At 38.8% G+C, this 5,380-nt stretch carries 3 protein-coding genes; all 3 read left to right on the forward strand.

Going from position 1 to position 5,380, the window contains the following annotated elements; translation table 11 throughout:
* Positions 1-781 (forward strand): TolB-like translocation protein (locus E1140_RS02095; protein ID WP_155178538.1); only part of this gene is annotated, 781 nt, incomplete at its 5' end.
* 348 nt (positions 782-1,129) lie between these two features.
* Positions 1,130-4,402 (forward strand): S41 family peptidase, encoded by a 3,273-nt coding sequence (locus E1140_RS02100; protein WP_155178540.1) that lies wholly within the window; start codon positions 1,130-1,132, stop codon positions 4,400-4,402.
* Between the two features lie 153 nt (positions 4,403-4,555).
* Positions 4,556-5,287 (forward strand): CPBP family intramembrane glutamic endopeptidase, encoded by a 732-nt coding sequence (locus E1140_RS02105; protein WP_155178542.1) that lies wholly within the window; start codon positions 4,556-4,558, stop codon positions 5,285-5,287.
* The last annotated feature ends 93 nt before the right edge of the window (positions 5,288-5,380 follow it).

Below are 5,380 nucleotides of genomic sequence, written 5' to 3' on the forward strand. Positions count from 1 at the left end.
AAAACCACCAGGATTAACTCCTATACCATTTGCTCCAGGTCTTGTGTCTACAGAAATTTATGAATATACTAGTGCATTTACCCCAGACATGAAGGCATTCTATTTTATTAGAAGAGGAGAAGAAAATAAAAAATCAGCATTTTACGCATACAAATACAATGAAATTAATGGGATGTGGGAAAAGTCAGAAGTCGCATCTCCATGGATAGGACGACCAGTAATAGCTCCAGACGGAGAAACCATGCATTTAGGTGACAGATATCTAAAAAGAACGGAATCTGGATGGTCCGAATTACAAGATCTTGAACCTCCTATTGTAAGTAATGATTCTATGTATATTATGCGTCTTTCTGCATCTGCAAATGGCACGTATTATTTTGACACTTATAAAGAGAATGATTCAACTTTTCCAATTCGCTATTCACGTTTGATAGATGGAAAACATGAAGAACCCATAGCTTTGCCCAAAGCAATAAACACAGGAACTTTTTTAAGCCATCCTTTTATCGCTCCAGATGAATCGTATTTATTATTTGATGCTGAAAGGGAAGACGGTTTTGGGGACTCTGATATTTATATCAGTTTTAAACAAAAAGATGGCACCTGGGGTAATGCAGTTAATTTGGGAGATAAAATAAACACTAATGCATGGGAAGCTTCTGCTAGTATAACGCCAGATGGTAAATACCTTTTCTTTAGTAGAAATGTAGGTTCAGATGATTTCGAAAATGTAGATGTTTTCTGGGTCAGCGCACAGGCTTTAGAAAATCTAAGACAATAAAACCACAACTCCTGCCACAAACACCTATACGCAATACCCTGCGGGATGCTGCGTATAGCCAAACCGTTAACATTAAGAGAAAATGAAAATCTTCTTTGGAGTTTTAGCATTAGCCTTAAACTTCTATATCCTTTGAAACAGCTGGTGATATTAAAGTTTTTGTTAAATAGAACATATCCCACCAGAATCATATATAACAGCCTCCAATATTATTTCTCTCAACAAGCCACAAAAACTATTGCATAGCTAACGAAGCAAAAGGGGCGAAATTCAAGAAAAAACATTAGTGAAATAGCAGGAATTCCTGTTACTTATGATACCAAGAATTTCACTAAAGAATTATCCATCATGCTTAAAATCAAAACTTCACTTGTACTTACCTGCCTCACGCTATTCTTCCTGTTTCTAAATGCCACCTTGCAAGCTCAAGGATTCGAAGGATACTATCAGTTTCCTGATATTCACAATGATAAGATTGTCTTTTGTGCAGAAGGAGATATTTGGACAGTCTCGCTTTCTGGCGGATTGGCCCAGCGCTTAACCACACATCCGGAAGAGGAAAGCTATCCTAGCATCTCTCCCGATGGCCAAACCATTTCATTCTCTGCCAACTATGAAGGCCCTACAGAAGTATACACCATGCCTATCAGCGGAGGGCTTACTACACGCTGGACCTATGAAAGTGATGCTTCTTTTTCTACTAACTGGACACCGGCAGGAGAAATAATCTATACCACAAGAGCTTATAACAAAAAGCCTGATAATCAATTAGTCAAAATTAACATCAAGACCAAAAGCAAAAGCTTCATTCCTTTGGACCAGGCTAGTGAAGCAGGTTATGATGCTTCAGGCAAGACCCTCTATTTTGTCAGACCCGCATATCATCGTAATGTAACTAAGCGATATCAGGGCGGAACGGCAAGGCAAATATGGAAGTTTACTGAAGGAGATAGTGAGGCAACAAAATTAACAAAAGACCACCTGGGTGGCAGCCATCACCCTATGTGGTTTGGTGCCAGAGTATATTTCATCACAGATCGTGATGGAATGATGAACATTTGGTCAATGGATGAAAATGGTGGTGATCTTAAGCAGCACACCAAACATACCGAGTTTGACGTGCGCTATGCTAATGTATCCAATGGCGTTATAGTATATCAAATGGGTGCTGACTTATGGAAATATAATATTTCGTCTGACTCTTCAAGTAAAATAAATATTACACTTGCTACAGACCTCGATCAGCTACGAGAAAAATGGGAAGATAACCCATCACAGTACATCACTTCAGTTAATCCGGATAAGACCGGAGAAAAAATTGTAATCACTGCAAGAGGTAGAATCTTTGTAGTTCCAACCAAAGCAGGACGGATAGTTTCATTTACTCATAAGTCAAATGTAAGATATCGTGACGCTACCTTTTCAAATGATGGCAAGCAGGTTATAGCCCTATCTGATGAAAGTGGCGAATTCGAATTCGTAAGCATGCCAGCAAATGGACTAGGTAACGAACGTAAAATAACGTCAGATGGTGATTTATTAAGATATGAAGGCATCCCTTCGCCAGATGGAAAATGGATAGCTTATGATGATCTTGAAAGCAATATGTATGTATTGAACATTGCGAGTGGAGTAAGCACCAAAATTTCAAGTAATCAAGAAGGAATACAAGACTTCTCGTGGTCTCCTGATAGCAAGTGGTTAGCGTTTGTGCAGGCCGCTAAAAACACCATGGCACAGATCAAAATCTATAATATAGATAGCAAAACATCTTTTGATTTAACTACCGATCGTGCCAATAGCTTCAATCCACGCTGGAGTCCGGATGGTAAGTTTATTTATTTCATCTCAGATCGAAGTTTTACCAGTTTGGTGGGTAGCCCCTGGGGTACGAGACAACCAGAGCCATACTTTGATGCCAGCGAAAAGATCTATCATGTTGCACTACAGAAAGGCACACGTTCTCCTTTCAGGCCAAACGATGAGCTCTACTCAGGAGATGAAGAAGAAAAACCTGCCTCGAATGACAAGAAAAAAGAAGATAAAACTGATACAGGATTAACTGTACGGATTGATCAGGCAGGCATACAAAGTAGAATTGAAGAAGTGCCAGTAAAGCCAGGCAACTACTATGGTTTAGCTGTAAATGATAAGGCGCTTTATGTAACCTCAAGAGAAACAGGAGTTGGAGCAAAAAGCCATTTGAGCTTTATAAAAATTGACAATGAAGATGTGGCTATCAAAACCATGACTGATAATATTCGAGGCTTCGACCTTACTGCTGATGGCAAAAAGCTCCTGATAAGTAAAAATGGCTCATTTTATATGAGTAGTGCAGGTACTAGTGAAATCGGTAATATCAATAATGATAAGATCGATCTAGGCAATTGGAAATTTCCTATTAAGCCAAGAGAGGACTGGAAACAGATTTTCACTGATGCCTGGCGAATGGAAAGGGATTACTTCTATGACAAAAACATGCATGGCGTAGATTGGCGTGCTATGCATGACAAGTATTTTACCCTTACAGATCGAATTACAACCAGAAATGAATTGTCTGATCTTATAGGAAGATTTGTAGGTGAATTGTCTGCTCTTCATACGAGCGTGCGTGGCGGTGATGTTAGAAGTGACGAAAAGCAAATACCTGTCGCCAACTTAGGCGGAATTTTTATGAGGGATGAAGCCCAAGGAGGATTCAGGATAGATTATATCTACAAGGCAGACCCTGATTATCCTGACGAAAAATCACCACTTGATGACCCATATTTGGATGTGCGTGAAGGTGATATCGTTACAAGCGTCAATGGATTGAGCGCCCTATCCGCGGTGGATATCGGTGAGCTTATCCGTAATCAGATTGGTAAGCAAGTAAGGTTAACCATAAAGCGAGAAAGTAAGACGCACGATATTATAGTAGTGCCTGTGGGCAGCACTTATAATCTTAGATATAGAGATTGGGAATATGGCAATCGTAAATATGTAGATAAGCAGTCAAAAGATGATATTGGCTACCTCCATCTTAGAGCGATGGGCGGCAATGACATTAGCCAGTTCTACAGAGAATTTTATCCTGTCTTTAACAGGAAAGGTCTTATTATAGATGTTAGATACAATTTCGGTGGAAATATTGACAGTTTCATTCTCGAAAAGCTATTAAGAAAGGCGTGGATGTATTGGAAAGGCAGGTCAGGTGAGCCTTATTGGAATATGCCTTATGCATTTAGGGGGCACATTGTTATTCTTGTTAATGAAAACACCTACTCTGATGGTGAAGCTTTTGCAGATGGATTCAAAAAATTAGGGTTGGGTACATCTATCGGAACCAGAACCTGGGGCGGTGAGATATGGCTCAGCGGTGCCAACAGGCTAAGTGACAATGGTATTGCCAGGGCACCAATGTTTGGCGTTTATGGGGATGGAGAGTGGCTTATTGAAGGCCGTGGCTTCGAACCAGATATAGAGATAGACAACTTGCCACATGCAACCTTTCAGGGAAATGATGCACAGCTGGATGCTGCCATCAAACATCTCCAAGAGTTAATTGAGAAAGACCCTAGAGATGTACCACAACCTCCGGCATATCCTGATAAGTCTTTTAAAAACAATAAGCAGGAATAATGGAGAACAAAGGCTATTTCGAAATTGATGAATATGGTTTAGAAATGGCCTAATGTGAAATTCAAAGAAAACATTAGCAAAATAGCAGTCATGACTGCTATTTTGTTGTTGATAGCAACCGATAAGTTTGAGTCATTATATATACTTAGATAAATGAAACCAATAAAGCTACACTACTCCTTATTAATCTTCGGACTCGCAGGTTTATTATTTCTTCTTATTGAAAGAGTTGTCCTTCCTTTTTTAGATAATTATGGAGTTAATAAGGCACTTCTTTTTACAATTACTGCTTTCCCTCATTTGCTCTTCTTTGTAGGAGCCTTGATTGGTTATAAGCATGAGGGGAATAAATGGACCTGGAGAGAATTCAAAACTCGGTTTAGGTTTAAAACAATCAAAGGTAGAATGTGGCTGTGGACAATACTTTTCGTATTGGTTGACATTGGATTATATCTAGCCGTTTTTCAATTTGCACATTCCTTTGTAAAGTCGGTCCATGACGCGTTTCCTCCTCCTGAAATCCTTAATGAAATCATGGGTGATGGAGAAACTTTTGTTGGTTATGTTATTAAGGGAAACTGGTGGCTACTACTTCTTCATTTATTCTATTACTTTTTTAATGTTTGTGGAGAAGAGTTTTTATGGAGGGGATATTTGTTTCCTAAGCAGGAACTAACTCATGGTAAATATACTTGGATCGTTCATGGTTTATTATGGACCATGTTTCATTTATTTGCACCATACAATGCCCTTTTGGTTCTTCCCGGTGCCCTTTTCATGTCATACATAGTTCAACGAACTCAGAACAATACAATTTTCTTTATTTCTCACGCAGTTCTGAACGGTATACCTATAATAATTTTAATAAGTAAAATTATCGGATAGCTCATTAGGCAGCGACCAACAACGTATATAAAAAATATAAGTAGTTAAAAATCAGGAAGTTGCAATTAGGATTATTCTTTTTGAATATTTTAT

It is taken from the genome of Fulvivirga lutimaris (genome assembly GCF_009711525.1).
Taxonomy (GTDB): domain Bacteria; phylum Bacteroidota; class Bacteroidia; order Cytophagales; family Cyclobacteriaceae; genus Fulvivirga; species Fulvivirga lutimaris.